At 56.3% G+C, this 26,522-nt stretch carries 22 protein-coding genes; 8 read left to right on the forward strand and 14 right to left on the reverse strand.

Going from position 1 to position 26,522, the window contains the following annotated elements; translation table 11 throughout:
* Positions 1–4: 4 nt before the first annotated feature.
* Positions 5–544 carry an HIT family protein gene (locus AC6IZD_RS17270; protein ID WP_497784769.1) on the reverse strand — a complete coding sequence of 180 codons (540 nt, stop codon included), beginning with the start codon at positions 542–544 and terminating at the stop codon, positions 5–7.
* A gap of 16 nt (positions 545–560) precedes the next feature.
* On the reverse strand, positions 561–1,418 hold the full coding sequence (locus AC6IZD_RS17275; protein ID WP_497784771.1) for a DUF5694 domain-containing protein: 858 nt from the start codon (positions 1,416–1,418) through the stop codon (positions 561–563).
* Positions 1,419–1,482: 64 nt separating this feature from the next.
* Between AC6IZD_RS17275 and AC6IZD_RS17280 the strand changes: the two genes are divergently transcribed.
* Together AC6IZD_RS17280 and AC6IZD_RS17285 are read left to right on the forward strand one after the other, a co-directional pair.
* Positions 1,483–1,731, forward strand: coding sequence for a hypothetical protein (locus AC6IZD_RS17280; RefSeq protein WP_497784772.1), 249 nt, complete (start codon positions 1,483–1,485; stop codon positions 1,729–1,731).
* A 366-nt stretch (positions 1,732–2,097) separates the two neighbouring features.
* Complete coding sequence (locus AC6IZD_RS17285) at positions 2,098–3,936, forward strand: 30S ribosomal protein S1 (RefSeq protein ID WP_497784774.1); 1,839 nt, start codon at positions 2,098–2,100, stop codon at positions 3,934–3,936.
* A 64-nt stretch (positions 3,937–4,000) separates the two neighbouring features.
* On the opposite strand, the gene AC6IZD_RS17290 is transcribed toward AC6IZD_RS17285, so the two are convergent.
* A complete protein-coding gene (locus AC6IZD_RS17290) occupies positions 4,001–6,376 on the reverse strand; it encodes a tetratricopeptide repeat protein (protein ID WP_497784775.1) in 2,376 nt (791 codons plus the stop codon).
* 200 nt (positions 6,377–6,576) lie between these two features.
* On the opposite strand from AC6IZD_RS17290, the gene AC6IZD_RS17295 reads away from it, so the two are divergent.
* Positions 6,577–7,035 (forward strand): hypothetical protein, encoded by a 459-nt coding sequence (locus AC6IZD_RS17295; protein WP_497784776.1) that lies wholly within the window; start codon positions 6,577–6,579, stop codon positions 7,033–7,035.
* Positions 7,036–7,146: 111 nt separating this feature from the next.
* On the opposite strand, the gene AC6IZD_RS17300 is transcribed toward AC6IZD_RS17295, so the two are convergent.
* The 3 genes from AC6IZD_RS17300 to AC6IZD_RS17310 form a co-directional block, all read right to left on the reverse strand.
* Positions 7,147–7,506 carry a carboxypeptidase-like regulatory domain-containing protein gene (locus tag AC6IZD_RS17300; RefSeq protein WP_497784777.1) on the reverse strand — a complete coding sequence of 120 codons (360 nt, stop codon included), beginning with the start codon at positions 7,504–7,506 and terminating at the stop codon, positions 7,147–7,149.
* Between the two features lie 33 nt (positions 7,507–7,539).
* A complete protein-coding gene (locus AC6IZD_RS17305) occupies positions 7,540–7,746 on the reverse strand; it encodes a hypothetical protein (protein WP_497784778.1) in 207 nt (68 codons plus the stop codon).
* Between the two features lie 157 nt (positions 7,747–7,903).
* Positions 7,904–8,098, reverse strand: coding sequence for a hypothetical protein (locus AC6IZD_RS17310; RefSeq protein WP_497784779.1), 195 nt, complete (start codon positions 8,096–8,098; stop codon positions 7,904–7,906).
* A 133-nt stretch (positions 8,099–8,231) separates the two neighbouring features.
* Between AC6IZD_RS17310 and AC6IZD_RS17315 the strand changes: the two genes are divergently transcribed.
* Both AC6IZD_RS17315 and AC6IZD_RS17320 read left to right on the forward strand, forming a co-directional pair.
* A complete protein-coding gene (locus AC6IZD_RS17315; RefSeq protein WP_497784780.1) occupies positions 8,232–9,614 on the forward strand; it encodes a M28 family metallopeptidase in 1,383 nt (460 codons plus the stop codon).
* Positions 9,615–9,628: 14 nt separating this feature from the next.
* Positions 9,629–10,504, forward strand: a complete 876-nt coding sequence (locus AC6IZD_RS17320; RefSeq protein WP_497784781.1) for a rhomboid family intramembrane serine protease — start codon at positions 9,629–9,631, stop codon at positions 10,502–10,504.
* Positions 10,505–10,585: 81 nt separating this feature from the next.
* Here AC6IZD_RS17320 and AC6IZD_RS17325 read toward each other — a convergent pair whose 3' ends face one another.
* Genes AC6IZD_RS17325 through AC6IZD_RS17335 form a run of 3 tightly spaced genes read right to left on the reverse strand, consistent with a single transcriptional unit; the run spans position 10,586 to position 13,334 of the window.
* On the reverse strand, positions 10,586–10,924 hold the full coding sequence (locus AC6IZD_RS17325; RefSeq protein WP_497784782.1) for an NIPSNAP family protein: 339 nt from the start codon (positions 10,922–10,924) through the stop codon (positions 10,586–10,588).
* Positions 10,921–12,447, reverse strand: a complete 1,527-nt coding sequence (pyk, locus tag AC6IZD_RS17330; protein WP_497784784.1) for a pyruvate kinase — start codon at positions 12,445–12,447, stop codon at positions 10,921–10,923. The genes AC6IZD_RS17325 and pyk overlap by 4 nt, the downstream gene beginning before the upstream one ends.
* The gene (locus tag AC6IZD_RS17335) at positions 12,444–13,334 is read right to left on the reverse strand and encodes a YihY/virulence factor BrkB family protein (RefSeq protein ID WP_497784786.1); all 891 of its coding nucleotides are present in this window, start codon (positions 13,332–13,334) and stop codon (positions 12,444–12,446) included. The genes pyk and AC6IZD_RS17335 overlap by 4 nt, the downstream gene beginning before the upstream one ends.
* 158 nt (positions 13,335–13,492) lie before the next feature.
* Between AC6IZD_RS17335 and AC6IZD_RS17340 the strand changes: the two genes are divergently transcribed.
* The gene (locus AC6IZD_RS17340) at positions 13,493–13,813 is read left to right on the forward strand and encodes a hypothetical protein (RefSeq protein ID WP_497784787.1); all 321 of its coding nucleotides are present in this window, start codon (positions 13,493–13,495) and stop codon (positions 13,811–13,813) included.
* A 50-nt stretch (positions 13,814–13,863) separates the two neighbouring features.
* Here AC6IZD_RS17340 and AC6IZD_RS17345 read toward each other — a convergent pair whose 3' ends face one another.
* Positions 13,864–14,346, reverse strand: a complete 483-nt coding sequence (locus AC6IZD_RS17345; RefSeq protein WP_497784788.1) for an aminoacyl-tRNA deacylase — start codon at positions 14,344–14,346, stop codon at positions 13,864–13,866.
* A 184-nt stretch (positions 14,347–14,530) separates the two neighbouring features.
* Here AC6IZD_RS17345 and AC6IZD_RS17350 point away from each other — a divergent pair, with 184 nt between their 5' ends.
* Positions 14,531–15,019, forward strand: coding sequence for a hypothetical protein (locus tag AC6IZD_RS17350; RefSeq protein WP_497784789.1), 489 nt, complete (start codon positions 14,531–14,533; stop codon positions 15,017–15,019).
* Positions 15,020–15,152: 133 nt separating this feature from the next.
* Positions 15,153–16,340: an acyltransferase family protein gene (locus tag AC6IZD_RS17355; protein ID WP_497784790.1), complete on the forward strand. Its 1,188-nt coding sequence runs from the start codon at positions 15,153–15,155 to the stop codon at positions 16,338–16,340.
* Here AC6IZD_RS17355 and AC6IZD_RS17360 read toward each other — a convergent pair.
* The 4 genes from AC6IZD_RS17360 to rpoB form a co-directional block, all read right to left on the reverse strand.
* Complete coding sequence (locus tag AC6IZD_RS17360) at positions 16,315–16,869, reverse strand: GNAT family N-acetyltransferase (protein WP_497784791.1); 555 nt, start codon at positions 16,867–16,869, stop codon at positions 16,315–16,317. The two genes, AC6IZD_RS17355 and AC6IZD_RS17360, sit on opposite strands and share 26 nt — an antisense overlap.
* Positions 16,830–17,438, reverse strand: a complete 609-nt coding sequence (locus tag AC6IZD_RS17365; protein WP_497784793.1) for an LOG family protein — start codon at positions 17,436–17,438, stop codon at positions 16,830–16,832. The genes AC6IZD_RS17360 and AC6IZD_RS17365 overlap by 40 nt, the downstream gene beginning before the upstream one ends.
* A 94-nt stretch (positions 17,439–17,532) precedes the next feature.
* The gene (rpoC, locus tag AC6IZD_RS17370; protein WP_497784795.1) at positions 17,533–21,741 is read right to left on the reverse strand and encodes a DNA-directed RNA polymerase subunit beta'; all 4,209 of its coding nucleotides are present in this window, start codon (positions 21,739–21,741) and stop codon (positions 17,533–17,535) included.
* Positions 21,742–21,973: 232 nt separating this feature from the next.
* Positions 21,974–26,455: a DNA-directed RNA polymerase subunit beta gene (gene rpoB, locus AC6IZD_RS17375; protein ID WP_497784797.1), complete on the reverse strand. Its 4,482-nt coding sequence runs from the start codon at positions 26,453–26,455 to the stop codon at positions 21,974–21,976.
* Positions 26,456–26,522: the final 67 nt, after the last annotated feature.

The raw sequence follows: 26,522 nt of genomic DNA on the forward strand, positions 1-26,522 counted from the left end.
AACTCTAACGCGACAATACTTCCCTCATCCGTCGCGCAGTGATTTCCAATGATTCCGGCAGCACGCGGGTTTCACCAACGACCGACATGAAGTTGGCATCGGCCACCCAGCGCGGCAAAACGTGCATGTGAATGTGGCCTGCGACTCCGGCGCCGGCGGCTTTGCCAATGTTCATTCCCAGGTTAACGCCATCGGGGTGATAGAGCTCGCGCAAAGCAGTTTCGACGCGCTGAGCGAGGGAGATCATTTCCATCGCTGCGGGAGCTTCGAGCTTGTCGAGCTGATCGATGTGCGCGTACGGCACGATCATCACGTGGCCCGAAGTGTAAGGAAATGCATTGGCGAGTATGAAGCAGTGTTCGCCGCGATAGATGACAAGGTTCTCTTCGTCTTTCTCGCAGTTTACGTTGCGCCCGGGAGCGCGGTCACAAAATATGCAGGAGGGAGCGCGATCAGCCGTGGTGATGTAGGAATAGCGCCAAGGTGTGAAGATGTGGTCCATATGAAGCAGGGTACCAAAGTAGCGCGGAATTCCGATGTGCAAACGTTCGAAGTGTTCTCTACTCTTTTTCCGCTTTCACGATTTCTTCGAGTGTGCGCAGTTTGAGTGTGGGGTCATCCTGCACAAAGCGACGCAGCAGTGTGAGATGGCCTGCACCGTAGATGACGAGCACACGGTCGCCAGGTTCGATGATGCTGAGCAGGTTGTTGTGAATGCGCGTATTGCGGCGGTACCACTGCGTCAGCAATTCGGCACCCGCAGGGTGGGCATCGTCGCTGAAGTGAGCCGACAGCGCGTACCATCCGGCGCCGTCTCGAACGGCGTCGTCTGAATTCATCCGGCGGAGCATTTCGAAAACAGTGTGGGTCTTTAGGAATTCGTTACTTTCATTCACGAGCTCGCCGCTCTGTTTCAGTAGCGCACCGAGTTCTTCCTCCCGACCGTTCGCCTTTGCCCAGTTCTGAATGGCACCGAACGGGAACTCACCCTGAACGTCGATGGCGTACATTTTCTTGAGGCCGACCTGCTTGCCCAATCGGAAGCCGACTTGTTGCGTCTCATTCGTACTCAGCTCGCGCTTGCCGTCGAGGTACTCGCGATAAAATTTGTCGACCTTTTCCTGATCTTCGGCATTCCATTCAAGCGCAATCTTTGTGGGCTTGAAGCGTGCGAGCACAGCGGCCAACTCCTGAAGTTCGGCCTGACGTTTGGGAGAGCGCACGTCGTCCACCTGCATGTTGTGGAGGTCGCGCCCGGGATTGCTCATGTGATACGTGCCCAGAATGAGGACTTCGGCTTGCGGCTTCGGGTTGAGCACGTCGAGAGACTTCGGCTTTGAGGTTTGCGCATCAGCGACGGTTACCGCCAGAAATGCAAAAACGCAAGAGGCGACTGCGCGAATCCGTGACAGGTGCATGAGACAGAAATCCTCCAGGGTCAACTTACGGAGCAATGCTTAGATTTGTTCCAGAGTAGGGTACGTGAATTCGATTGCTGGTGTGCAGGTTCCTGCAGGTGAATACAAAATATCGGCCGTGCGCCAAGGGACTGCGGTGAAGTTTGCCTTGCTTCGCGGAGGGTGCACCGTGGTTTCTACTGACGCGCAGTTCGCAGAGTCCGAGAACTTCTGCGCCCCAGTGGCAGTCGTAACCGGATCTGACTCAAAAGTGGTGCAGATTCAAGTCGCGGCCATGAAGGGCGCCATCGTTTTCGGGCAGGACGCAAAGTAGAAACCCTTCTGAGCTTTTGCCAGCCGCGGGCACGCCTGCGGCTTTCGCATTTGCCTCGAGGTTTGCTCAGGCAGAATGCCCCTAGATGGCGGGCGTGGAGCTAGGTAGCATTTCCATGACCAACTCTGAAAATCTTGATTAAAACTTTGCGATATCGCGGCCCCTGCGTTTGACTCCAATCTTGGCCATTGCTATAGTCAGAACAGTCTCCCTGTTCCGGGCAATCTACTACAGGGAGTCCCGGCCGCTGGTTAGTTTAAAGCCTGTGCAAACAGGTTCCATTCCAATCAAGAATGCACACCAGCAGTCCGTATTTCCAGAAGCATCGGGAGTGCTTACCCGCACACCGACGCAGACGCGAACTTAATGGCTTTCGACGATATCCGCGACGATTCTATAAATTACGAGCATCCTCAGGACACCGGTTTGCCAACGGACAACCAGCCAGCCGAGCAACAAAGCCCCATCTCAAAAACGGTGCTGGAGAAGCCTGCCGAGGGCGGCTCCCGCAACACAAAAAACGAAAACATGACGGAAGATTTCGCAACAGCACTCGAGTCGTTCGAGCAAGAGCAAGCCGAACTCGCCGCTAACGAAGACCGCGTCCTCAAAGGCACGGTGGTTAGCATCAACAACAACTACCTTGTCGTAGACATTGGCCTCAAGTCCGAAGGCGTTGTGCCTCTAGAGGAAGCCAAGGATCACGAAGGAAATGTCAAGTTCCAACCTGGCGATGCCATCGACGTAATGGTCGAAAAGGGCCACACAGAAGAGGGATACGTCAATCTCTCGTATCTGAAGGCGCAGCGCCTACACGCATGGGACGAGATCGAAAAAGCTCATAACGAAAAAGCTTCCGTCAAAGCTCGCGTGATTGACCGCATCAAGGGCGGTCTGACCGTTGACATTCTCGGCGCTCGTGCCTTCTTGCCCGGTTCCCAGGTCGATATCCGCCCGGTACGCAATCTGGACGCACTGAAGGGTCAGGAGCTTGAAGTTCGCGTTATCAAGGTGAACAAGAAGCGCGGCAACATCGTGGTGAGCCGCAAGCAGATCCTCGACGAAGAGATCTCTGCCAAGCGCGACGTCACGATGGAGCACCTGGAAGAGGGTGCGGTGCTGACCGGCACGGTGAAGAACCTGACCGATTACGGCGCCTTTGTGGATTTGGGCGGAATCGACGGCCTGCTGCATATCACCGATATGAGCTGGGGCCGTTTGACGCATCCGCGCGACCTAGTCAACGTTGGCGACCAGATCCAGGTAAAAGTTCTGAAGTTCGATCGCGATAAGCAGCGCGTATCGCTGGGCTTCAAGCAGTTGACGCCTGACCCGTGGCTTGACGCCGCCGAGCGTTACCCGATCGGCGCACGCGTTCATGGCCGCGTCATCAGCGTCACCGATTACGGCGCGTTCATTGAGCTCGAGCAGGGCATCGAAGGCCTCGTCCACGTCAGCGAGATGACTTGGTCGAAGCGCATGAAGCATCCCTCGAAGCTGGTGAACGTGGGCGACCAGGTGGAAGCCGTCGTCCTGAACGTGAACCCGCAGGAACGCCGCATTTCGCTCGGCCTGAAGCAGCTTGAGTCCAATCCGTGGGAGAGCCTGCACGAGAAGTTCCCGGTCGGCTCCACCGTGGAAGGCAAGGTTCGCAACCTGACCGACTTCGGTGCCTTCATCGAGATCGAAGACGGCATCGATGGACTGGTTCACGTGAGCAACCTGAGCTGGACCAAGCGTGTAAAGCATCCTTCGGAAGTTCTGAAGAAGGGTGACAAGGTAAAGGCTATCGTTCTGGCAATCGAGCCGGAGAATCGCCGCCTATCGCTCGGCATCAAGCAGCTCCAGCCCGATGTTTGGGAGAGCTTCTTCGAACAGCATCGCGTGAGCGATGTGCTAAAGGGCAAGGTGCTTCGCCTTGCAAGCTTCGGAGCCTTTGTCGAACTCGCAGACGGAGTGGAAGGCCTGTGCCACAACTCCGAGGCAGTGGACGCCAACGGTCAGCAGATTGCAATGGAGCCTGGCCAGGAGTTCGAGTTCAAGATCATCAAGATGAACCCCGAAGAGAAGAAGGTGGGTCTGAGCATCCGTGCGGTAGGCGAGGAAGCAACTCGCGCCGACGTGGAAGCCTACAAGCATCCGCAGTCTTCGCCGGGCACCTCGACGATCGGCGAACTGCTCGACTGGAAGCGCTCGGGCGAGTAACTCGCGACAACGTTTCAGAGAAACACCTCCTTCAGGAGGTGTTTCTTTTTGTGCCAAATGTCGACTAATGCAGTTTGGCGTACTCGGCTTTTGCTTCCTTTAGCAAAGGTATGTCTGGGTCCGCGTCTTTCCACGCTCTGAAGAATTCCTCATATGCGACCTTTGCTTTGCTTCCATCGCCGGTCAACGCATACGCTCTTCCCTGCCCCAGTTGCGATAAAGGCACGCTGAGCGAATTTCCCCACCTCGCACAATGAACTTGGGTATTCTGAAACTCGGCAGCAGCGGTACTCGGTTGATTGCTCGCGAGGTAGGCTTGTGCGCGCAGGTACGTACTGCAGCAGTTCACATTTGCACGAGCGCTTGCGAACCCGTTGCTCTCGGCCGGAGCAAGTTCCTCGACGGCACGCACGAAATTACCAGTATGCATCCAGGTTACACCGCGGACCGCGGGCAGGACGCTGAGGTGAATTAGGGTGTCTTCCGGGAAACGAGTGGCTAAGTCGTCGGCCAACTGTTTTGACTGAGTCACATCTCCGGAGATTGCAAAGGCGATGGAGGAACTTGATTGCACATATCTCGCTCTGGAGTAGGTGAGAGCCGTGCTTGCTTGCGCTCTGGCTTCGCGGCCATTACCAACGAGTGCTTCGCGAATCGCAGCCGCAGCGTGATACGTGGCGGCGGGTTCAGCTTCGTCTGCGAGGAGTGCAGTGTCTGCCGCCTGTCGCGTGAGTACCCGCTGTTTCGCAAACTGTCCAGCGTACGCTGCCGACTCCGCTTCGAGTGCGAGCACGACGCTGCTGAGTGAGGACACCTTGCGCAGCTCGGCCAATTCCCTCTCCGCCCCTTGTCTATCTCCCCCAAGAAAGCTGATCCGATAGAGAACGAGGTGAATCGCGGGAAGGTCTCCATGCTTCAGCAGCGCTTGCTGTGCCACAGATCTCGCCTCGTCAAAGTGTCCTGCCTCGACGAGAGCCGCCGCGAGTTTTGCTTTGCCCGCGCCATCGTGCGGATTGAGCTGAATGGCTTTCTGAAACAAACTGAGAGCCTCGTCCTGCCGCCCAGTTTCGAGATAGATATCTGCCAACCCGAGCACTGCAACAGTGTCGCTTGGATACATGCGCGCCCATGAAGCGTATGCGGTCCGAGCTGCTTCCAGATTTCCCGTGACAGTAGCTGCGTACTGAGCTTCGATGAAGAACTTTTCGGGACCACTGGTTCGATCGCGCAGTTCGTACGCTTTGCGAATGCTCTCTGCTGCGCGCTCCGTTTCGCCGAGGCTTGTATACTCAACACCCAGTTGGGCATGGGCCATTGCGAAGTTCGGGTCCAGCGTTATGGCACGCCGAAACAGAGTCAGAGACGTAGCTCCATCCTCATGAGAGTTCGTCGCCTCTATGGCCAGCTTATATGCCTGCAGCGCGTCCATGGACGACGTTGTCAGATCCTCGGCAGGAGATTGATGTTTCTCAACAGCAGGCAGCGACTTGCCCAATTCCTGTCGTAGCCTTCGAGCTGCCTTGCCTAGTGATGACAACACTTGTTCCTTGCTGCTAGCTGTCGTCTGCACATCGGCCAAAAGATCGCCCGTGCGGCAATTCGCTGCTCTCAGATGCAGTACGTATTGGCTACCCATCGCGGAGATGGCGCCCTCGATCATCGCAGCGCTTCCTGTGCGCTGACACAGATCCCTTGCCACTTCGCTTGAGAGCCTTGCATTCTGTGGGTAAGTCATCAACGACAACTCATGAGCTATGCGCTGATCGGAGATCACTTTGAATGACTGTTGAAGGTGCGCCGAGAGACCTTGTCGCAAGGTTTGGTCAAAGGCTGAATCTCCTGTAGTGTTCGCAAACTCCGCGATTAAGACCGAATCTCTTGCGGCGAACTTCATCGAACGCATTTCGAAAAGGACCAGAGCAATCAGAGATGCTGCGAGCAGAACCCATCCAGCAGTCCGTGCATGAAGCTCAGTCGAAGAACTGGGCGGAGCCGGGGCGGCTTCGATTTCCGTACTATTGTCGTTTGGCGCATCAGGCTCTTGTTCCGCAGAAGTCGCATTGGAGCCTGATATTGCATTATCATCCCGCGAAACATTCTCAACCGGAGCAATGAATCGGTATCCTCGCTTCGGCAAAGTTTCGATGTATTTCGGCTCCTCAGCGGAATCTCGCAGTGCGCCTCTGAGCTTCGTCATTGCGAGATTGATCGCATGGTCTGCATCACTATACGGAGCATCGGACATTAGCTCGCTCTTTAGCTCGTCACGTGTAATCAATTCCCCAGGATTTTCGAGCATTGTCAGGAGGAGCTTAAGTGGTTGGGGCTGTAGCCTGACCGTCGATTCGGAATCGTGCAGTTCCCCTGTTGTGGGATCGAGTGAGAACAATCCGAATCGCACCAAATTGCGAGAATGCTGATGCTGCTGCATCTCACACATCCGTTCGGCAAGAGTCTAACCCCTGTTGATCACTCCGGCTCAACTTATTGAGACGCTCAGTTCCATCATGAAACTTTGCTCTGGAGACTTTTTGGAGACAGGTTGCATATGCGAAAAGTAGAGCCTGCGAATTGATATCCCTTTACCAAAGGGTGGATCGTGTCAACGTCTGTAAATGGCGACCATTAAGGAGGTCCGTGATGATTACCAATCTGAACAGGTCGCTCCGCTCTCTGCTGTTTGCAGCAGCAGTTGTTCTACTCTCTGTCAGTGCAGCGCGGGCTGAAGACGTTACAGGCAAGTTCAGCCTTCCGATGCAGGTGCAAATGGGAAGTGCCGTTTTGCCTCCGGGTGATTACAGCTTCGTGCTTGACACAACTGGCCAGCACCCAATGCGGCTGTATGCAACCGTGCAGGGCAAAACCAATGGGATGTTTACCATGTTCGGGTACACCGACCAACTGAATACTCCGTCCAAAAGTCAGTTGTTGTTGGTAAACATCGAAGAGAAGCCGATGGTTCATATTCTGTATATTGAGCCGATCCACACAGCGTTCCACTTCTGGGTCCCCAGAAGGTATGAAGTGACGAGCCGGATTATCGCTGGAGCCTCGAAAGCGCCTATTCAGCACATTCCGGTCATAGTGAATGGGGAATGATCATCTTGTCTGAAAGAGTGTTGGCAGGTTTTGGCCGTTGAACACGCGACCGAAACCTGCCAATCGGGATAGCTTGTTATTCCTTGTCCGTTCGGACGATCTTGCCTACAGCTATTTTTCGAGTTTCAGGTTGATGTGTGCCTGCTTGCGTGTATCGAATGAACTTAGAGTCTTAACCTGGCTCTTGTGGCCCTTCCACTCAGCGCGAATCTCGTAGTCGATATTCGGAGAGAGATTGTTGAAGCGGTAGCCGCCGTCCTGTTCGGTGATGAACGTGACGACGGCAAGTGTGCGGGTGTTCTTCAGATAGACGATAGCGCTCGGAACCACCCTGTCATCGTGGTCGAAGATCTGTCCGGTAAGGTTGCGCGGAGTCGAGATGTCGTCGCCTTTTTTGCCTCCGAACAGTTGGGCACTCAAGCATGCGGACAGAAACAAAATAGCCGTAGTAATCATGAGAACTCGACGCACGGTGACACCTCCAGTGTCGGACTACTTAGGATTCTACTCCTGAAGGTGTACACCAATGTCGACGCGTTCGTCGCTGTCAACGTGTATGCGGGTTTCCGGCAATTTGTCTTTTGAACGTTTCAGATCTGGAATCAGCACGTAGTCGGCTTTTTCGGCCGGGACGCGGAAGGCGAATTCGCCGCGATGATCCGAGACTGCTTCCCAACGGAACTTCTTCTCGTTAGCTCGACGCAGTTTCATATGCACGCCGTACAAGGGATGGTCACCCGGTCCCCACAGCGTCCCAAAGATCAGCGCGTATTGTGACGATTTTTTACTACCCGAGGCGGGCGCGACACAAGCCGACAAGCAAAGCAATACAACCGCAGAGATTGCCAAATGCTTGAGCCGACCCCGCCTAGTAGTCGCCATCTTCGTCCGAATCTTTTATCCCTTCCTCCTCGTCTTCATCGCTGACCTTGGTCAGTTCAAGGGGGCCGACACTAACGACTTCGAAATCACTGCCGCACTCGGTACACGAAACGATTTCGCCTTCGTCTAGTTCATCTTCTTCAATATCCAGATCGCTCTCGCACTCTGGGCACAGGACCATGATTTCCTCCAAACCGATTCACTGGGTTGCAGATGAATGCTTCCACCCGCCGTCCCGCCATTTATATTTAGATTCTCTTCCGTGCAGCGTCAAGTGGGGTCACAGACGGAAGTGACCGACTCGGAGCGTTTGGATGCCAAAGATGAACGTAAGAAACTTTTTTTCTGTACTCGGATTTGCAGTTCTTACTACATACTGCCCAGCGCAGGTTGCACAAATCAAATCGGACAAGCTCGATCCGAGGATTCAGCGCGCGGTGGCCGCCGTTTCTGCGCAGCAGTTACAAGCCTCAGACGTGACCCTCGTGAATTTCGGAACCCGGCATACGCTTGGGACTTCACTGCCGCCCGAGAAGCATCCCGGCGTGGTTACCTCGCGCCAGTGGCTGACCGCACAGCTTGAGCAGATTGCTAAAGACTGCAAGGGCTGCATGGAGGTCAAGAGCTATTCATTCACCGCAGGCCCGGCTCCACGTATTCCGCAGCCTGTAGAACTCACCGACGTGTATGCGGTGCAGAAAGGGACAGATCCGGCAGCGGCACATCGCATGATCGTCATCTGCGCGCACTACGACACCATCGCGATGGCAAGGATGAACGATCCGGAAGCACCAGCGCCTGGCGCCAATGACGATGGCAGCGGCACGAGCCTGGTGTTGGAAGCCGCACGAGTTCTGAGCCAGCAGAAATTTCCGGCGACGATTGTATATGCACTCTTTCCCGGTGAAGAGCAGGGACTCTTTGGCAGTGGCGGATTCGCCAAACTCGCTAAGGATCAGGGCTGGAAACTGGAAGCCGTGCTGAGCAACGACATCGTGGGAGGCGACAATACTCGCGATCAACATGGGCTGGCGCGCATCTTCTCCGAAGGGCTGACCGCTGGCGCGAAAGAATCCGAAACCCGCCGCGTGCGCCTGCTGGGAGCCGAAAGCGATTCGCCGTCACGTCAATTGGCTCGCTATATTGCGAGCGATGTCACGCCGTACCTTCCCGCCGGCAGCGTTCACCCGAAGATGATCTTCCGGCAGGATCGTTTTCTGCGTGGAGGAGACCATACTCCGTTCAATGAACAGGGCTTTTCCGCGGTTCGGATATCGGAGTTCCAGGAGAATTTTGACCATCAACATCAGCTTCCTCGGCAGGAAAATGGCATCGAATATGGTGACCTGCCGAAGTTTGTGGACTTCGAGTACCTGGCCGGAGTCACCAGGCTGAACGTCGCCGCGGCAGCGCTACTGGCATCAGCGCCAGCCCCGCCCGCCGACGTCAAGCTGCAAACAAAGGAGCTGGTGAACTCCAGCACGCTGCACTGGACTGCCTCTCCTGATGGACGCGCCGCGGGTTATGAAGTTTTATACCGGGACACGACGGCCCCACAGTGGGAGCAGGTCGTTCCAGCAGGTCCGGAATTGCAGATCACGGTGCCGCAATCGAAGGATAATGTTGTATTCGCAGTTCGCGCTTACGACGCGGAAGGACATCGCAGCTTGGCGGTCTATCCGACGCCGGAGCGATGAGTCAGAGGAGAAATATGGCACGCGGTGGCCCCGCAACGACGTTTGGATTCCCCCCGTTCACACGCGCGGTAAAAACACTAATCATCATCAACGTCGCCGTCTATTTGGCGATGCTGCTGATACGGCTGACCGTGCCATCGCTGAATGTCTGGGCCGAGTATCACCTGTATCTGCGCCCGTCTGCCGTACTGCATGGCCAGATCTGGCAGCTCATCACCTACTCCTTCATCCATGATCCGGGTGCCATCTCACACCTGCTGTTCAACATGCTTGGACTGTGGATGTTTGGTGCGCAGTTTGAGATGGATTTCGGCACCCGCAAGTTTTACGAGTTCTACTTCTGGTGCGTACTCGGCGCAGCGTTCACAGCGATGGCCGTGGGTGCCGTGGGAATGCTCGCGTATTCGTCTATTCCCATTCCGCTATTCGCCATCATGGGAAACATCTGGCACCAGGCGACAATCGGTGCCTCGGGTGGTGTCTATGGCCTACTGATCGCCTTCGGCATTCTGAATGGCGATCGCGAGGTGTACATGTTCCCGCTGCCGATCGCGATCAAAGCTCGCTACATCGTTGCGATCTGGATATTCATCTCGTTTGTCAGCGCGTTCGGCGGCGCAAATGGTGTCGCGGAATTTGCTCATCTCGGCGGCGCGTTGTTTGGCTGGATGTATCTACGATTTGTTCCGCGATATGGGCTGCAGACTGCCGCGTCGGAAGGCATTTTTGGAATTCGCAACCGCTACTATAAGTGGAAGCGGCGGCAGGCGGCGAAGAAATTCGAAGTGTATATGCGGAAGAACAAGAAAGAAGAGTACTTCGACGAGCACGGGAACTTCCGCAGTTCCTCTCTGGATGACAAAGATGATGACTCAGGCTGGGTAAACTAGATCACTACCTTGCAGGAGAATAGAAACGAGAAGGCCCCTCCTTCGCCGCGCACGGCAAACGAGGGGCTTTCGCTTTAAGCCCTAAACGCCGCTCTCCAGGATATCTTCCACAATTCCCTCCTGGGTCGAGAACACTGGCTGAAGCTCTTCATAGATCGTGTTGATCGTGCCGAACTCAGGCAGTCGCTGCCAGTAATAATGCACAGCCGGATCCTGCATAGCCGTATTGCGTGCTTCTTCCGACACCCAGATCCGCATGTGAACCAGTGTTCCGGGTTTCTTCCGATCATGGAATAGCATGTCGCGCGAATACTGTTTCGAGTACATCATCGCGTAAAACTCGCGTAGGAAGGCCATCATCTCCGGTTCTTTGCCGGAATGCGCTTTCATGATCGCCATCGATCGGATTGAATCGCTCATCGTTTAGAGTCCTTTGCTCTTTTTTTCTTCTGTTTCCCGTTAGCCCCGTCAGCAAGGGGACGAACTCGATGCAGGCGGATGAAGTTGGTCGATCCCGGCAGCACCATGCGGGTTCCACCAACAATGGCCACGACATCGCCGGTTTGCGCGACTTCTGCGCGGCGCACCTCGGCTTCCGTGACGTGGATCATCTCCTCGACCGTATGCGGAGCGTTGATCAGCACCGGCCGCACGCCCCAATACAGGTTAAGCCGACGGCAGACCTTCTCAACCGGAGTAAAGGCGTACACCTCGGCTCTGGGACGGTACTTGGAGAGAAGTCCAGCCGTGTTGCCGGTCGCAGTGAACACCGCGATTCCGCGAAGGTTCAGATCTTCACCCACATGGGCCACACTCTCGCAGATTGCCTCGGGGATCGTCAACTCACGCAGATCTCGGCGGTGTACCGGGGTGACGCTTCGGATGTCGGCCTCAGCCTCCATCACAATGCGTCCCATCATGCTGACTGCTTGCCGCGGATACTTGCCCGTTGCCGTCTCGCCAGAAAGCATGACCGCATCGGAACCGTCGTAAATTGCATTGGCTACGTCGCTTGCCTCAGCGCGCGTAGGCCGTGGGTTCTGAATCATCGAGTCAAGCATCTGCGTCGCGGTAATGACTGGCTTGCGCCAGCTCCGGGCGCGCCGGATGACATGCTTCTGGATGATTGGCACACGCTCCGGCGGAACTTCCACGCCGAGGTCGCCACGAGCGACCATCACGCCGTCAGCAATCTCCAGAATCTCTTCGAGGTTCTCGATTGCCTGTGGCTTCTCAAGCTTCGCAATTACCGGAGTGTCGCATCCGGCAGCCGCGATGATCTTCTTTACCGCTTGGACGTCCTTGGCCGAGCGCACAAATGAAATCGCTACGACATCCACGTCGGACTGCAAGCCGAACGCGAGGTCTTTTTTGTCCTTCGGTGTAAGCGACGGAACGCTCAGCACGGCGCCGGGCAGATTGATACCCTGATGCTCGCCCAATATGCCGCCATCGATCACTTCGCACAGCACATCGTCGCCCCTCACCTTCAATACCTTCAGCGACAGTCGGCCATCGGACAACAAAATGCGCGAACCGACTTCGGCCTCGCGGGCCAAGGTCTTGAATGTGGTGCCAATGAGTTCCGGTGTGCCTTCGATTTCCTTGTTGGTAATGGTCACGCGCGAGCCAGCCACAAGTTTTATCGGCTCGTGATTGCGCAGTGTGCTGGTGCGAATCTTGGGGCCTTGCAGGTCCTGCAATATGCACACGCTGCGTCCCAGCTCGGCAGCAACCTTGCGCAGGATGCGAATTCGCTCCTGATGCTCCTCGTGACTACCATGCGAGAAGTTCATACGCGCTACATCCATTCCCAGCGTAAGCAGCTCGCGTATTTGTTGCTCGCTGTTGGAAGCCGGCCCTAGCGTGCAGACGATTTTTGCGCGGCGGTGCGCCGTGGGCTGCAGTTGATTCTCTTCGGCCAGCAATGCTTTCACGTTCATATTCCTTTCGAATTCCCTTCACTGCCAGCAGGTTCCGGCTCGAGTTTGGAGAAAGATCCAAACAGGTAGCGCGGATTGCGAAGCGCGTTAAACTCAGCCCCGATCAGCACGACCAGGGACACGAGGTACAGCCAGATCAACAGCGCAATCGCAGTTCCCACCGAGCCGTAAATCACGCCGTAGTCCGCGTAATGGCGCAGATACCACCCGAAAATCGTGGTGGACGCAAACCACAACACAGTGGCCAGCACCGAACCGGGCACGACTCGGTGCCATGGTTGAGTGCGTGGCAATCCGTGGTGGTAGATCAGGGCCAGAACAGCAATGGTCGTGATCACCGCGATCATCCAGCGCAACACCGTCCACACGGCGAGAATGTAAATGTCCAATTCGTGATTGGCTCGAAACGCCAGCCAATGTTCAATCTGATGTCCGAAAGCCAGCAGAAAGCTGGCAAACGCCATGGGCAGTCCGGCCATAAAAACGAGCATGAATGAAATGAGCCGTTCCTTGGTCAGATTCCATGTCTTCGGAAGCTGGTAGGCGCGGCGAAATCCGTCCATCCACGAGATCATTACGCCCGAGCCGGTCCAGAGAGTAATTGCAGAGCTGGATACAATCATGCGGAAGGGCGCTGGTTTGCGGCCTTCGAAGAAGGTCAGAATGGACGACGCCGTCCCTGATGGCATGATGCCGCCAATGGCAAATGAAATTTCACGTACAAGACTAAGAGTGCTGTGTGATGCGGTAAGAATGGATGAAATCAGAAGAACAGCAGGAAACAGGGTAAAAATGGCCGAAAATGCCGTAGCCTTGGCGACCGCAAACTGGTCGTGCTCCAGCGTATTCACGAGCGCTATCTGTACCTGCTTCAGGAATCGCAGCATAGATGTGCTGTGCCTGCATTCTCCAGGGCCAAAGTTGGCCATGTTGATTGTAATTGACTAAACATCACTGGCGAAATGGCGAATCCGAAACTCTGGTTGTTATTCCTGAGCCCCCGGAAACCGAACAACCTGCTGACGGCCTCCGTGCTCAGATTCGTATGACAAAATCTCCAACCGACGCCAAAAGAAAAACATTTGCTTCAAAGCCTTACGCGAAGTCTTCGCGTTGCTGGCCAGGCTATGAACCCGTTCCGGGCAAGGGCGAGCACGAGGAAGGAAGTTGCCGCAAAAAGCCCGCCAGCCGAAACGTTGGACAAGAAGTAGATCGAGAAACGGCGCGAACGAAGCAGATCAAGTTGGGCGGAAAGCGGGCCGAGCAAGCGCACACTAAATCGCCAAACGCCTCCGAGCGTCGCGCCCACTCAAAGGCCGCCCGTGCTGGCAATAGCAAGCGAACCACGGCATCAAAGGCGCGCTGACATACTCTGCAGTAAGCACCGGCGGAGCGATCCTCCGCCGGTGTTGATTTCTATGCAGCGTAGCTTATGGTGTGGGTGGCGAAATCGAGGACGGTGGGCTTTACCAGTTGTTCGAAGTCTCGATAGGCAAGCTGAATCAGTTCGAGATGCGAGCCCGCGTTGAACGCAATTTCTTCATCGCGTGCCAGCGAAGGATCCACATACACCGGCAATCCATAAAGATTCCCAAACGGAGGCATGGCTCCGACTTCGCAGTCAGGGAAACGCCCCTTGAAGTCGCGCTCGCTCGCCAGGCTCACGTCCGTGCTGCCCGTGAGTTTGGCAAAGACTCTGAGATCGACATGCTTCGATGCTGGCAACACAGCCATGCAGAGTTCTCCATCTCTCTTGAGCATGACGGTCTTGGCAAGCTCGTTTCCCGAGATGTGCGCGCTGGCCGCTACACCCTGGGACGTATATGCCATGCTGTGTGTAATCACAACGTACTTGATTTGGTTTTGATCGAGATACTCGCGAAGCTTCCTGATGGGCATAGAACCTCCTGTCGTGCGCGAGTTCGGAGTGCGCGCGGTGCGTAGCGATATCGCACCGGATAGCGTTAGAGGTGCTTTCTTCTCTTGCCACAGTCTTCCAAGTGCAGAGTTCGCAGGCGAAAGACGCCCACTATTCTACGACCGTCCTCGGTCGCAGCAACGTTTATAGAGCCTTAGTCCGAAAATGGCACACCGCGGCGATCCAAAAGAACAGAGTCAGCGCAAGTTGCACATTTCAAAGACAAAAGAAAGACATGGCTGGGACTTTTCAAGCGTAGAAACTCGTGGTATTTTCACGGCGGTTGCGATGGGAGGCAGTATGCAACTCCAACTAACACCCAACGAACTACAGGTTTTAAACGACGCTCTTTCACGGCAAAATCGTGAATTGAGCCAGGAAATTTCCCACACCGACCGCCGCGAATACAAACTGATGTTACAGAAACGATTGGAGGCGCTAATCACGCTCCAGGGCCAGATACTCCACGGCAAGTACGAACCGAATGAGGAGAAGCGCACCCTGCTCTCCGAGGTGCTTGATGAACGCGAGCGCTCACTTTACTTCGAGATTGCGCGTACAGACGATCGGCAATTCAAGCATCTGCTGCGCAAAAATCTCGAATGGCTGGAGAGCGCACATAGCAAGCTTGCCGATGTTCGCGCGGCGGCGTGAACAAGTGTGAACTGAGCCTGTATAGCCGAGTGCTTGGTTGAGCCGCAATCGGGGGCTGCTCGGGGTCTCAGAGGATATTTCCATCCAAGATTCATCCGACAGGCGAGGTTCCACTTAGGGTAGAGTGGAACCTATGCCCGAGTTCAGCCGTGACATACCTCGCAATGCAGGAATCGACCTGCTGCGCGGAATTTCCATCGTGCTCGTAGTGATGCACCACGTCGGCCTGCGAATCCCGTTACGGAACGGTGTTCTCGCAACATTCCTTCCCAAGTGGTTTCTTAACGCACTCATTTACAACGGCTACGAAGCGGTTTTTATGTTCTTCGTAATCTCAGGCTTCCTCATCGCCTCAAACAGCCTGCAAAGATGGGGCAGACTGAGTGCAATACAGCCTAAAGCATTCTACGTTCGCCGCGCAGCACGCATCGTGCCCTGTCTCGTAATCCTGGTTTCCGTCCTCAGCCTGCTGCATCTGGTCGGAGTGCAGGATTACGTCATCAAGCATGCGAACCAATCGCTCGGGCGCGCTGTGTTGTCCGCGTTCGGACTGCATTTGAACTGGTACGAGGGCAACACTGGTTATCTTCCGGCAGGATGGGATGTCCTCTGGTCGCTATCCATCGAAGAAGTCTTCTACCTCGCGTTCCCGATCGTCTGTCTGCTGCTCAGACGCAGGTGGATGCTGGTTCCGGCATTGCTGTGTCTCGCCGCCTCCTTACCGGTCACACGTGCTGCAATCGTAGGCAACCCTATCTGGCAGGAAAAGGCTTACCTTCCCGGCATGGCTGGAATCGCCACCGGCGTACTTGGAGCCCTTCTGGCCGTAAGCTTTCGACCGCGGAAACGAGCGGTGCTCTACCCATTCTTTGCTGTCGGAAGCGTCGGCGTCGTGTGGGTCCTGTGTTTCGAGGACTCGCTATGGCGTCGGCTGGGCAATGGCACAATGCTCGTCCTGACGCTCTCCTCCGCGTGCCTGCTGCTGTTTTTCCGGTGGAATGACGCTGCAAAGCTCTCACCATGGTTTCTCGCGACTACAGGCTGGCTGCGCTCGTTCGGGACGCTGAGCTATGAGGTCTATTTGACGCACATGTTCGTCGTGATGGCGTTGGTGCGGGTCTTCAAGCGAACAAACGCGGGAATGTGGTGGGGCATTCTGTGGTACTTGCCCGCGCTGCTCGCTTCATGGCTCCTGGGATGGCTCGTTGCACGCTACATCTCAAATCCCGCGCAGCGGTATATGATCTCGGCGTTTGGTGCTCATGCACCTAAAACAGTAGACATCGAGATGCCGATTACAGAGGCTTCTCCATCCGAATGAGCTTGATCGGCATGGTGAGCTTTCTGCGCAGGTCTTCGTGCGGTTCTTCCGTACCTGTTTCGGCGTACCCGAAACGACGATAGATGGGCAGCAACGCGGTGCGTACGCTGACCACCGCGATCTGGGCAAACTTGCATCCCGCGTCGCGTAGAGCTTGCTCGGCGACTTGCATCATGGCCCGGGCCAAGCATTGATGCTGATGGTCGGGGCTCACGGCCAGCATGCCGATATAGCCTCGCTCGCCTCGCAGCTCGTAATAAACCGAAGCCACCAACTCGGTCCCCAGATGCGCGAGCAGAAAGTGTCCAGTACGAAACTGCTGTTCCAGTTGCTCGCGGTAAGTTCGTGGCCGATTCACAAAAAATGCTTCTACCTCAAACGCTGCATTCACGACGGCCATCATCTCGGGAATGTCGTCGGGCGTGGCCTCGCGAAAAGCAAGCCCGGCGGGCAAAGTCGAACTCTCCACAATCAGCTCCTGATCTCGCACTACAGCTTTAATCCATCCACCGGCACAGGTGTTGTCCACTTCGACTCGAGCAGGGCTGGCTTGTATTCTCGAATCCCCCTGAGCAGCGTCTCCGGCTCACGCTCGCTGATGCACAGATTCCGCCCGGATTGCTTCATGAAACCTTCACCCATGACGTGATTCAAGAAAGACTCAAGCCCATCGTAAAAGCCTTCGCAGTTCAGCAGAGCGACCGGCTTGCGATGGATGCCCAATTGCGCCCATGTCCAGATTTCAAAGGTCTCGTCCAGTGTTCCGATTCCGCCCGGGAGGGCGATGAATGCTTCCGAAAGCTCGGCCATAAGTGCCTTGCGCTCGTGCATGGATGACGTAATTCGCAGGTCGGCAAGGCCTCTGTGTGCCACCTCGCGATCGACCAATGCCTGCGGGATCACTCCGATGACGTCACCACCTGCCGCGAGGACCGCATCGGCCACTACGCCCATCAAGCCGACAGATGAGCCTCCATACACAAGCCCAACCCCCTCGGCTGCCATGCGCTCGCCCAACTCTCGTGCAGCTTGCGCATACTCAGCACGTACTCCCATGCTCGATCCTGAAAACACGCAGTACCGTTTGCTGACCTTCATTCCTTCTCCCAGCGATATCACAGCATACATAAATGAAGGGCTGCATCCGAAGACGCAGCCCTTATTTGTATCCGCTCCAAAGGAGCTGAACGGGTTAGCTTTCCGTGGGGAGTTCTTCCGGCTCGTTCTCGCCTTCGGTCCGCATGAGCTCGAGGTTGCGTTCGAACTCCTCCTGCTCCTTGCGGATCTCTTCCTGAACGTTTTCGGCAGCGGCTTCGAGTTCCGGAGCCAGTTGCACGTTGCGGTAGTACTCCATGCCAGTTCCAGCAGGAATCAGGCGGCCGACGATGACGTTTTCCTTCAGACCGCGCAGACCGTCTATCGAGCCAGTGATAGCTGCCTCGGTAAGCACACGCGTGGTCTCCTGGAACGACGCCGCGGAAATGAAGCTGTCGGTCGAGAGCGAAGCCTTCGTGATACCGAGCAGCAGTGCACGGCCAGTTGCCGGCTTGCCACCTTCGGCGATCACACGCTCGTTCTCTTCGCGGAAGCGGAACTTATCGATCTGCTGTTCGAGCAGGAAGTTCGTGTCTCCCACGTCCTCGATCTTCACCCAGCGCAGCATCTGACGCACGATGACTTCAATGTGCTTGTCGCTGATCGCCACGCCCTGCAGACGATAGACTTCCTGGATCTCGTTGACCAGGTAAGCCTGCAGTTCCTTTTCGCCGAGTACGGCAAGAATGTCATGCGGGTTAAGCGGGCCATCCATCAGCTGTTCGCCAGCGCGGATGCGTTCGCCTTCCTGCATGTTGACGTGGATACCACGCGGCACCGAGTATTCCTTTTCGGTACCGTCGTCGGACACGACGTACACCTTGCGGTAACCCTTGGACACTTCGCCGAACTTCACCACACCATCGATTTCGCTGATGATGGCGGTTTCACGCGGCTTGCGGGCCTCGAAGAGTTCGACCACGCGAGGCAGACCGCCCGTGATGTCCTTCGTCTTCGTGGTCTCGCGAGGAATCTTCGCCAGCACATCGCCCGGCGAAACCTCGTCGCCATCCTGCACCATGAGGTGAGCGCGCGAGGGCATCAGGTAACGCTTGTTGCCCTTCGCTCCCTTAATGACCAACGCCGGCTGGCGCTTTTCATCCGGGGAGTCGATCACCACGTGACGCGACAGACCGGTGACTTCGTCCACTTCTTCCTGAAGCGTCATGCCATCGATCAGGTCCTTGAAGGCCACGGTGCCACCGATTTCGGTGATGATCGAGAAGGTGTAAGGATCCCACTCGAGCAACGTCTGTCCGAGCTTCACCTGGTCGCCTTCGTTCACCTTGAGGTGAGCGCCGTACACGACAGCGTAGCGTTCCTTTTCGCGTCCCTTGTCGCCCAGAACCACGATCGAACCGTTGCGGTTCATCACGACCAGCGTGCCGTCCTTGCTGCGAACGGTCTGCAGGTTGATGAAGCGCACCGTACCGTTGTTCTTGGCTTCCTGACGCGACTGTTCGCTGACTCGCGAAGCCGTACCACCGACGTGGAAGGTACGCATCGTGAGCTGAGTTCCCGGTTCGCCGATGGACTGTGCCGCGATAACGCCGACTGCTTCGCCCAACTCGACCAAGCGGCCCGAAGCCAGATTGCGTCCGTAACACTTCACGCAAACGCCGCGCTTCGATTCGCAGGTCAGCACGGAGCGGATCTTTACGCGCTCAATGCCTGCAGCCTGAATCTGTCCAGCCAGATCCTCGGTGATTTCCTGGTTGATATCGACAATGACGTTGCCTTCGTAGTCCTTGATCTTCTCCAGCGAAACACGGCCCACAATGCGGTCGCGCAACGCTTCGATCACGTCTCCGGCTTCGATGATGGATCCGACATAGATTCCATCGGCCGTGCCGCAGTCGTACTCGCTGATGATCACGTCCTGAGAAACGTCAACCAGACGACGTGTCAGGTAGCCCGAGTCGGCCGTCTTCAGAGCCGTATCGGCCAAGCCCTTACGAGCGCCGTGCGTCGAAATAAAGTACTGCAACACCGTCAGACCTTCACGGAAGTTCGCCGTGATCGGGGTCTCGATGATTTCGCCCGAAGGTTTCGCCATCAAGCCGCGCATACCGGAGAGCTGGCGGATCTGCTGTTTCGAACCGCGGGCGCCGGAGTCGGCCATGACGTAAATCGGGTTGATCACGCCGGCCTTGTCGCGCTTCTGCATGTTCCCGAACATCTCGTCGGCCACCTTTTCGGTAATGCCCGACCAGATTTCGACCACCTTGTTGTAGCGCTCGCCCTGGGTGATGGCGCCGTCGAGGTACTGCTTCTGAACGGCGATCACTTGGTTCTGAGCATCGCCCACCGTGGTCTTCTTCGAATCCGGGATGACCATGTCGTCGATGCCGATCGACAGGCCCGAACGCGTTGCCGACTGGAAGCCCAAGAGCTTCACCTCATCGAGCATGCGAACCGTCGTCTCTAGACCGAACTTCAGGTAGCAGAAGTTCACCAGTTGGCTGATGCCCTTCTTCTTGAGCAGGCCGTTGATGTACGGCATCTCAGGAGCTGCTACACGCAGTCGGTCATTGAGAATCGCGCGGCCCACCGTCGTGCTGACGAACTGACGATCGAAGTGTACTGGCTCGGTGTGAGTCATATCCTGATCGTCGTACGCGGTCGTCAGGTCGATGACTTCGCCCGTGTAGCGCAAGCGGATCGGGGTCAGGGTTTCAACCTCCCCTGCCTCGCGCGCCAGCAGCACTTCCTCGATATTGGCAAATGCGCGGCCTTCGCCCTTCGCATCCACCTTCGCCTTGGTCAGGTAGTAGATACCAAGCACCATGTCCTGCGTAGGAACGGTGATCGGCTGTCCAGATGCAGGCGACAGGATGTTGTGCGATGCCAGCATGAGTACGCTGGCTTCGACCTGCGCTTCCGGCGACAGCGGAATATGAACAGCCATCTGGTCGCCGTCGAAGTCGGCATTGAACGCCGTGCAGACCAGCGGGTGAATCTTGATGGCCTTACCTTCCACCAGCACAGGCTCAAATGCCTGAATGCCCAAGCGGTGCAGGGTTGGAGCGCGGTTCAACATCACCGGATGGTCCTTGATGACCTCTTCCAGGATGTCCCACACGATCGGTTCCTGCTGCTCCACCATTTCCTTGGCCTGCTTAATGGTCGAGCAATGTCCGGTCTGTTCCAGACGGTGATAGATGAATGGCTTGAACAGCTCCAGAGCCATCTTCTTCGGCAGACCGCACTGGTGCAGCTTGAGGTCTGGGCCGACCACGATGACCGAACGGCCAGAGTAGTCAACGCGCTTGCCGAGCAGGTTCTGGCGGAAGCGTCCCTGCTTGCCCTTGAGCGTGTCGCTCAACGACTTCAACGGACGATTGTTCGCACCGCGCAGTACGCGGCCACGACGACCGTTGTCGAACAGAGCGTCCACCGCTTCCTGCAACATGCGCTTTTCATTGCGCACGATGACTTCGGGGGCGTGCAGATCCATCAGCTTCTTAAGACGATTGTTGCGGTTGATCACGCGGCGATACAGATCATTGAGATCCGATGTCGCAAAACGGCCACCGTCGAGTGGAACCAACGGGCGCAACTCCGGCGGAATGACCGGGATCACGTCAAGAATCATCCACTGCGGCTTATTGCCACTCTTGCGGAATGCCTCGGTCACCTTCAACCGCTTGGCATACTTCAGCCGCTTCTGCAGAGAGGTCTCGGTGCGCATTTTTTCGCGCAACTCCACTGTGGCCGTCTCCACATCCACGCGCTTTAGCAGTTCCTTAATGGCTTCCGCTCCCATCATGGCCTTGAAGCCCGTCGCGCGATACTGCAGGTCGAGTTCGCGGAACTTTACTTCGTCTTTAATGATCTCGCGTTCCTTCACCGGAGCTTCGCCAGCTTCGACAACCACATAGGCTTCGAAGTACAGCACCGCTTCCAGGTCACGCAGCGAGATATCCAGAATGTGCCCGATACGGCTGGGCAGGCCCTTGAAGAACCAAACGTGCGAACAGGGCGAAGCCAGCTCGATGTGGCCAAGCCGTTCACGACGTACCTTGCTAAGCGTAACTTCCACGCCGCACTTGTCGCAGATCACGCCGCGGTGCTTCATGCGCTTGTACTTGCCGCAGAGGCACTCCCAGTCCGTGACCGGGCCAAAGATACGGGCGCAGAACAATCCGTCGCGCTCCGGCTTGAAGGTTCTGTAGTTGATCGTCTCCGGCTTTGTTACTTCACCGTGCGACCAGCTGCGAATCTTCTCCGGAGAGGCGAGCTGAATCTTGATGGCGTCAAAATCCGCAATGTTGTTTCCGAGATCGAATGGGCTCGAGCGGTACAAATTGCCTCCTCACCTGGACGTTCGGTTTAGCGTCCAGGACTTGCGGCCTTGCGCGGCCGCCGTTCGGCTTCCGGTCGTTCGGAATCTCAAAATCGCTGACCGTCAGAGCCAGCTTCGTTGAGAACCCTTTAATTTCTTCCCGCCTGCTGCCGGAAGCGCAGCCGCAGGTTCAACTCATGAGAGCGAGAGAGTGATGGGCACCGGCTGACGACCGGTCCCACCCTCTAAATCGCTAATCAGCCGCTGCCGGAACAGGAGGCTCGGCCGGAACACGCGGCTTCACCTTTACCAATTCCACATCAAGACACAGCGCTTGCAATTCGCGGATCAGCACGTTGAACGACTCAGGCACACCAGGCTCGATGGCTGCTTCGCCCTTGACGATGGCTTCGTAGATCTTCGTTCGGCCATACACGTCATCGGACTTCGCGGTCAACAGCTCCTGCAGAATGTAGGCTGCACCGTAAGCTTCCAGCGCCCACACTTCCATTTCGCCAAAACGCTGTCCACCAAACTGCGCCTTGCCGCCCAGCGGCTGCTGGGTGATGAGCGAGTACGGTCCGATGGAACGCGCGTGGATTTTGTCGTCGACCAGGTGAGACAGCTTGAGCATGTATATGTAACCCACCGTTACCGGTTGCTCAAATCGCTCGCCTGTCATGCCGTCATACAAGTAAGTCTTGCCCGAGGTCGGCAGTCCAGAACGCTCCAGCAGCGCCTTGATTTCAAACTCCTTCGATCCGTCGAATACCGGCGAAGCGAAGTAGCAGCGCTCCTGCATATCCTTTGCGATCTTGATCAGCTTCTCGTCGTCGACGCCGTCGAACTCCGGAACGAACGGCATGCCGGTGAACAGCTCGCGAATCGACTTGCGGGCCTGCTCCGCGCCGTTGCCATATTCATCCAGCAATTCGGTGAGCTTCTTGCCAATCTCGGCTCCGGCCCATCCAAGGTGCGTTTCCAGAATCTGACCGACGTTCATACGGGAAGGCACGCCGAGCGGGTTCAGCACAATCTCCATCGGCGTTCCGTCTTCGAGGTAAGGCATATCCTCTTCAGGCAGAATGCGCGCGATGACACCCTTATTGCCGTGGCGTCCGGCCATCTTGTCACCGACGGAAAGCTTGCGCTTCATCGCAACATAGACCTTGACCAGCTTGATGACGCCCGGCGGCAGTTCGTCGCCCTTCTGGAGCTTTTCGATCTTCTCGCGGATGATCTTGCGCAGTACATCGATCTGGCGCGAAGTCATCTCTTCGATTTCGTCGATCTGTTCGTTTACACGCGGGTCCTTATCGTTTAGCTTGATGCGTTTCAGGTTGCGGGTCGAGATGCGCTCGATCGTCTCGCGATCAAGAACCGTGTCCTTGGTCAACAGACGCTTGTTCGTGCGCTCGTCGTGCAGGTCAGCCTGTACGGTCTTCCCGCCCAGCAATCCTTCCAGTCGCTTCAAACGCTCGTCGGTAAGGATTCGGATTTCATCCGAGAGGTTCTTTTCCAACCGCGCTACCTGCATGGCTTCAATGGCCTTCGCGCGCTCGTCCTTTTCCTGACCCTTGCGCGAGAAGATCTTCACGTCCACCACCGTGCCTTCGATACCCGGAGGGCACGTCAGCGAGGCATCGCGAACATCGCCGGCCTTTTCGCCGAAGATGGCGCGCAGCAGCTTCTCTTCTGGCGTTAGCTGGGTTTCGCCCTTTGGCGTTACCTTGCCCACCAGAATGTCGCCTGCCTTGACGTTGGCGCCGATGCGGATAACACCGCTTTCATCCAAATCGCGGAGCGCATTTTCACTCACGTTGGGAATGTCGCGGGTAACTTCTTCCGGTCCCAACTTGGTGTCGCGAGCTTCGATCTCGAATTCCTCGATGTGCACCGAGGTGTAGTAGTCTTCGCGAACCATCTTCTCGGAAACGAGGATGGCGTCTTCGAAGTTGTAACCACGCCACGGCATAAAGGCCACCAGCACGTTGCGTCCAAGCGCCAACTCGCCGTTGTCCGTGCAAGGACCGTCGGCGATCACCTGCCCCTTCAACACGCGGTCACCCTTCTTCACGATGGGCCGCTGGTTGATGCAAGTGTTCTGGTTGGAGCGCTTGAACTTCGTGAGCTGATAGATATCGCTGCCCACCTCGCGCGAAAGCTGCATCGGATGATGCTCGCCTTCAACACGAACGATAATGCGCTCGGAGTCAACCGAATCGATGATTCCCGAGCGGCGAGCAAGGATCACAGCTCCCGAATCGCGCGCCGTGACGCCTTCCATACCAGTGCCCACAATCGGAGCCTGTGCGCGAAGCAGAGGAACCGACTGGCGTTGCATGTTTGCGCCCATCAGTGCGCGGTTAGCGTCATCGTGCTCGAGGAACGGAACCAGCGAGGCAGCCACCGAAACCAACTGCTTCGGGCTGACGTCGATGTAGTCGACTTCATTCTTGCTGACCAGGACGAAGTTGCCCTGCTTGCGGGCGTTTACCAGATCAGTGACGATGTTGCCGTGTTCATCGAGTTCGGCGTTCGCCTGCGCGATGGTCCACTTGTCTTCTTCCCAAGCCGACAGGTAGAAGGAAAACGGCTCGTGCTCGACTGCCTTCTTACCCTTCGAGCGCAGTTCCTCGTTCACCTTCAGGATTTCGTCCTTCTCGAGGTGATCGCCTACCTTGTACTCGCTATCGCCAGCATTGAGCACGGTCACGTGATCGAGCACGCGTCCGTCTTTCACACGGCGGTACGGCGACTCGATGAAGCCGTAGTCGTTGATGCGTGCATAGCAGCTCAGCGACGAGATCAGGCCGATGTTCGGACCTTCCGGCGTTTCAATCGGGCAAATGCGGCCATAGTGCGTGGGGTGAACGTCGCGAACTTCGAAGCCCGCGCGCTCACGAGACAGACCGCCCGGTCCGAGTGCCGAAAGACGACGCTTGTGCGTGATTTCCGACAGCGGATTGGTCTGATCCATGAACTGCGACAACTGCGACGAACCGAAGAACTCGCGGATCGCTGCCATAACCGGCTTGGCATTCACCAAGTCGTGCGGCATCGCCGTCGACATTTCCTGGTACACGCTCATCTTTTCCTTGATGGCGCGTTCCATGCGGACTAAGCCGATGCGGAACTGATTCTCCATCAACTCGCCAACCGCGCGCACACGGCGATTACCGAGGTGATCGATGTCGTCCACCGAACCAATGTTCTTGCGCAACTTCAGCAGGTAGCTGATCGTGGCGTAGAAATCGTCCGGCTCCAGCGTGCGAACCTTGCGGTCCGTGGCGTCTTCGTTGTCAAACAGCTTGATATTGAACTTCAAGCGGCCCACAGCCGAGAAATCGTACTTGCGTGAATCGAAGAACATACCGTGGAACAGCGCAGTGGCCGTATCCAGCGTCGGGGGATCGCCCGGACGCAGCTTGCGGTAGATTTCGATCAGCGCTTCCTGCGGAGTCTTCACCGAGTCGCGCCGCAGCGTACCGGCAATGACCGTACCCACATCGTCACGCTCAGGGAAGAACAGGCTAATTTCCGTCACGCCAGCGTCGATCATCTTCGCCAGCTTGTCTGCCGTCAGCTCATTGTTAGCTTCCAGCAGAACTTCACCGGTGTTGGTATCGACCACATCGGCGGCAGTGAATGCGCCTTCCAGGTCGGCCAGATCGATTTCGATTTCGCTGATCTGGTTAGCATGGAAGTTCTTCAGAACGCTGCCAGTCACCTTGCGGCCGGAGTGTCCAATTTCTTCGCCTGCACGGTTCTTCACCGAGTGCGAAAGCTTCATGCCAAGCAGGTTTGTCGGACGCTCCGAGCCTGGCTCCAGAGTCCAGAACAGCTTCTTGTCCTTCAGCGCAACCTTGTCGACCGTGTAGAACGTGCGCAAAATCTCTTCATCCGAACGCAGTCCCAACGCGCGCAGGAAGATCGTTCCCAAAAACTTGCGCTTGCGATCGATGCGGACGTACAGAACGTTCTTCTGGTCGTACTCGAACTCAACCCACGATCCGCGGTAGGGAATAATCTTTCCCAGGAAATAGGTGCGATTGTTTGCCGTTTCGAAGAACACGCCCGGCGAGCGGTGCAACTGCGACACGATTACGCGCTCGGTGCCGTTGATGATGAACGTACCGTTATCGGTCATCAGCGGAATGTCACCAAAGAAGACTTCCTGCTCCTTGATGTCGCGAATCGTCTTGTTGCCCGTCTCTGCATCCTTGTCGAAGATCGTCAGGCGCATCGTGACCTTCAGCGGTGCGCTGTAGGTCATGCCGCGCTCTTCGCACTCGGGGACGTCATACTTCAACTGCATGCCAACCGGGTCGCCGCACTTCGAGCAGAAGTCAGGCGTGTTCGCGTTATACGTGCCGCACTTGGTGCAAAGCACATCACCCGGATGGAACGGATCGGTAACGACCGTAGATCCGCAATTGCGACAAGTGGTGCGCAGGTGATTCAAGCCCTTAAGGTGACCGCACTTGCACTCCCAATTGCCGATTGAGTAGTCAACAAACTCCAGTTGTGAAACGTTACGAAAATCCGTGATTGGAAACACAGACTGGAACACTGCTTGCAATCCAGCGTCGTCGCGCTCGCTGGGCAACTTGTCCATCTGCAGGAAGCGCTCATAGCTGCGCTTCTGAACTTCAATCAGGTTAGGGATTTGAATGGTCGCCGGAATCTTGGAAAAATCGAGTCGTTTACGATTGGCGATTTTCTTCTCTGCCATTTGAACTCCTCAGGATTGCCACACCCGCTTTGCTCGCGGGCTCCGGCGCCGCGTTCGCCGGAGGCAT

It is taken from the genome of Koromonas humicola (genome assembly GCF_059726255.1).

Excerpts from the sequence above, each read along its gene's own strand:
- AC6IZD_RS17305 (WP_497784778.1), bottom strand. The coding sequence starts at position 7,746 with ATGAAACTGCGTCGAGCTAACGAGAAGAAGTTCCGTTGGGAAGCAGTC.
- AC6IZD_RS17295 (WP_497784776.1), top strand. The coding sequence starts at position 6,577 with ATGATTACCAATCTGAACAGGTCGCTCCGCTCTCTGCTGTTTGCAGCA.
- AC6IZD_RS17275 (WP_497784771.1), bottom strand. The coding sequence starts at position 1,418 with ATGCACCTGTCACGGATTCGCGCAGTCGCCTCTTGCGTTTTTGCATTT.
- AC6IZD_RS17345 (WP_497784788.1), bottom strand. The coding sequence starts at position 14,346 with ATGCCCATCAGGAAGCTTCGCGAGTATCTCGATCAAAACCAAATCAAG.
- AC6IZD_RS17315 (WP_497784780.1), top strand. The coding sequence starts at position 8,232 with ATGCCAAAGATGAACGTAAGAAACTTTTTTTCTGTACTCGGATTTGCA.
- AC6IZD_RS17340 (WP_497784787.1), top strand. The coding sequence starts at position 13,493 with ATGACAAAATCTCCAACCGACGCCAAAAGAAAAACATTTGCTTCAAAG.
- AC6IZD_RS17325 (WP_497784782.1), bottom strand. The coding sequence starts at position 10,924 with ATGAGCGATTCAATCCGATCGATGGCGATCATGAAAGCGCATTCCGGC.
- AC6IZD_RS17365 (WP_497784793.1), bottom strand. The coding sequence starts at position 17,438 with ATGAAGGTCAGCAAACGGTACTGCGTGTTTTCAGGATCGAGCATGGGA.
- AC6IZD_RS17320 (WP_497784781.1), top strand. The coding sequence starts at position 9,629 with ATGGCACGCGGTGGCCCCGCAACGACGTTTGGATTCCCCCCGTTCACA.
- AC6IZD_RS17335 (WP_497784786.1), bottom strand. The coding sequence starts at position 13,334 with ATGCTGCGATTCCTGAAGCAGGTACAGATAGCGCTCGTGAATACGCTG.
- AC6IZD_RS17285 (WP_497784774.1), top strand. The coding sequence starts at position 2,098 with ATGGCTTTCGACGATATCCGCGACGATTCTATAAATTACGAGCATCCT.
- rpoB (WP_497784797.1), bottom strand. The coding sequence starts at position 26,455 with ATGGCAGAGAAGAAAATCGCCAATCGTAAACGACTCGATTTTTCCAAG.
- pyk (WP_497784784.1), bottom strand. The coding sequence starts at position 12,447 with ATGAACGTGAAAGCATTGCTGGCCGAAGAGAATCAACTGCAGCCCACG.
- AC6IZD_RS17290 (WP_497784775.1), bottom strand. The coding sequence starts at position 6,376 with ATGTGTGAGATGCAGCAGCATCAGCATTCTCGCAATTTGGTGCGATTC.
- AC6IZD_RS17310 (WP_497784779.1), bottom strand. The coding sequence starts at position 8,098 with ATGGTCCTGTGCCCAGAGTGCGAGAGCGATCTGGATATTGAAGAAGAT.
- AC6IZD_RS17355 (WP_497784790.1), top strand. The coding sequence starts at position 15,153 with ATGCCCGAGTTCAGCCGTGACATACCTCGCAATGCAGGAATCGACCTG.
- AC6IZD_RS17350 (WP_497784789.1), top strand. The coding sequence starts at position 14,531 with ATGGCACACCGCGGCGATCCAAAAGAACAGAGTCAGCGCAAGTTGCAC.